The 1,942-nt window shown below is 66.9% G+C and carries 2 protein-coding genes and 1 pseudogene; 2 read left to right on the plus strand and 1 reads right to left on the minus strand.

Annotation, left to right across the window (positions count from 1 at the left end; translation table 11 throughout):
• Positions 1 to 205 (minus strand): annotated as a pseudogene (locus tag AC1D00_RS38880) (PaaI family thioesterase); the annotation flags it as partial.
• A gap of 153 nt (positions 206 to 358) precedes the next feature.
• Here AC1D00_RS38880 and AC1D00_RS38885 point away from each other — a divergent pair.
• Both AC1D00_RS38885 and AC1D00_RS38890 read left to right on the plus strand, forming a co-directional pair.
• Positions 359 to 1,129: an enoyl-CoA hydratase gene (locus tag AC1D00_RS38885; protein ID WP_477014324.1), complete on the plus strand. Its 771-nt coding sequence runs from the start codon at positions 359 to 361 to the stop codon at positions 1,127 to 1,129.
• A gap of 325 nt (positions 1,130 to 1,454) precedes the next feature.
• Positions 1,455 to 1,942: thiolase family protein (locus AC1D00_RS38890; RefSeq protein WP_477014325.1), on the plus strand; the 488-nt coding region annotated here is incomplete at its 3' end.

The following is a 1,942-nucleotide window of genomic DNA, read 5'->3' on the forward strand; positions in this document are numbered from 1 at the left end:
GGCCCGGCTCGACCACCGCCATGGTGAAGCCGATCAGCTTTGCGAAGGGCGGCGGCGGCAAGCGGCCGTCGCGAATGCCCTGCATGGCGTCCATGCCCGACAGGCCCATCGCCGCTTTCGCGACCGGCGCAGGGACCTGCCAGTCCACCACACGCTCGCGCCGTTGCGCGGGCGAAAACAGGTCGAGTTGATCGTTACAGGTCATGGCGGCCTCTTTGTATGATATTCATCATACTATGTCACGAACTTCGCGCTGGCAACTCCGTCTCCCGGCCCGCTTGACAAGCAGCGTGTTTCGGCCCGGAAGTGATCCCGACCGGTGCGCCCGCGCACGTCCAACAAACGTCGAGATCCCACGATGGAAATGCTCAACAACCACTGCGGCGTGACGCGCGATGCGCGCGGCGTCGTTCACGTCGCGATCTGCAACGCCGGCTCGCTGAATATCTTGGGCTCGCCCGTGACAGACGCAGTGCGCGAAGGCCTGCAACAGCTCGCCACCGATCGCAGCATCCGCGTCGTGGTGCTGCGCGGCCAGAGCGAGAAGAGCATGATCGGCGGCGCCGACATCAAGGAGATGGCCAGGCTCGACCAGACATCGGCCGAAGCCTTCATCAGCCGCCTGCGCGATCTCTGCGAGGCCGTGCGCCAGTTCCCCGCCCCCGTGATCGCGCGCATGCCCGGCTGGTGCCTCGGCGGCGGGCTCGAAGTGGCCGCCGCTTGCGACTTCCGGATCGCCGCGCATGATGCGCATTTCGGCATGCCGGAGGTACGCGTCGGCATCCCCTCGGTGATCCACGCCGCGCTGCTGCCACGCCTGATCGGCTGGGCCCGCGCGCGCTGGCTGGTGATGACGGCGGAGAACATCGACGCGCCGACGGCGCTCGCCTGGGGCCTGGTCGACAAGGTCGCACCCGAGGGCGGGTTGGATGCAGCCGTCGAGCACACGGTGAAGGCACTGCTCGAATGCGGCCCCGAGGCGTTGCGGTCGCAGAAGGCGCTGCTGCGGCAATGGGAGGAACTGCCGCTGACGGAGTCGGTGAATCTGAGCGTGAAGGTGTTCGGCGAGTCGTTCCTGACGGACGAGCCGACGCGCCTGATGCAGGCGTTCGTGGATCGGAAGCGGTAGCTGCCTCTGCATCAGCAGGCCGTCGCCACACCAAAGGTGTCATGCCCCGCCTAGTGCGCAATTGCGCACGGGGGCGGGGCATCCAGTACGCCGCGGCTTCTCCGTATCCACGCGCCGCCTCTGGAATACTGGATCGCCCGCCTTCGCGGGCRATGACAGCGGGGTGTGTGTGGATGCCGCTGCGCCAACAGCGGCTGCTCCCGATCGCAGGAGGAAATCTCATGCGAACCACAAGATTTTCTCATGCCCCGCGCGGTTGCATTTTTTGCGTCGCATCATATGATGACTATAATCTTACTCAACCGTCATCGCAGGGAGTCCCATCATGGCCGAAGCCGCCGATCCCGTCGTCATCGTCTCCGCCGCCCGCACCCCGCTCGGCCGCTTCATGGGCGAATTGTCGCCGCTGGCCGCGCATAAGCTCGGATCGCATGTGATCGGCGCGGCGCTGGAGCGCGCAAACCTCGCGCCCGAAAAAGTTGACGAGGTCTTCATGGGCTGCGTGCTGCCGGCGGGACAAGGCCAGGCACCGGCGCGCCAGGCGGCGCGCGCCGCCGGCCTGCCTGACGCGACCGGCGCCACCACGGTCAACAAGGTCTGCGGCTCCGGCATGAAGGCGACCATGCTGGCGCACGACATCATCCGCGCCGGCTCGGCCGAGATCGTCGTCTCCGGCGGCATGGAGAGCATGAGCAACGCGCCGTATCTCCTCGCCAAGGCGCGCGGCGGCTATCGCGCCGGCCACGACCGCATCATCGACCACATGATGATGGACGGCCTTGAGGACGCCTACGAGACCGGCCGCTCCATGGG

The sequence above is a fragment of the Bradyrhizobium sp. P2_E8 genome (assembly GCF_056403875.1).